Below are 678 nucleotides of genomic sequence, written 5' to 3'. Positions count from 1 at the left end.
CGGTGCACATGTTCATCCACGGTGGCTACTGGAGGATGTTCTCCAAACGCGACTATTCCTATGTCGCCGAGACCGTTACCTCTGCAGGTGCGATCGCGGTCATTGTCGACTACGCCCTGATGCCCGCCGTTAGAATGGCGGCGATCGTGGACCAGGTACGCCGCGCCAGACAGTGGGTAGCCGACCACATCGCGGACTATGGGGGCGATCCCGGCCGGCTGACCGTTAGCGGTCATTCAGCCGGAGCGCATCTGGCAACAATGCTCTTTGACGACGATAGCCGGCCATCCGGCATTAGAGCCGCACTGCTGCTTGGCGGCCTCTACGACCTGAAACCATTGCAGACCTCATTCCTTGCCAGCGAGATTGCGATCACAGACGAAGAGGTCCGCCTGTTCTCGCCAATCAGCAAAACCTGTGATCCGACAGTGGCTGTCGAAATCTCGGTCGGAGCCCACGAAACGCCCCCCTTCCACAACCAGGCCGCAATCTATGCGGACCACCTGGAGCAACAAGGACTGGATGTCTCGCGCACGATCCTTGCAGCGGCCAACCACATGAGCAGCGTCCGCGACCTTGGCTTGGCCGGCACCGATGCCGCGTCACTGCTGGCCCACCTCGCGGCAGCCTAAACCCCGGTCAACCATGCCGGCCATGCCCGGCAGGCAACTAGATATG

The 678-nt window shown here is 61.4% G+C and carries 1 protein-coding gene; it reads left to right on the top strand.

Annotation, left to right across the window (positions count from 1 at the left end; genetic code table 11):
- The coding region (locus ACXJ7R_RS35470) for an alpha/beta hydrolase (RefSeq protein ID WP_457155853.1) at positions 1-632 on the top strand (632 nt) is incomplete at its 5' end.
- Positions 633-678 lie beyond the last annotated feature (46 nt).

This window comes from Mesorhizobium sp. P5_C1 (genome assembly GCF_054049815.1).
Note: the sequence above shows the minus strand (reverse complement) of the source record. Positions and strands in the feature narration are given on the sequence as shown.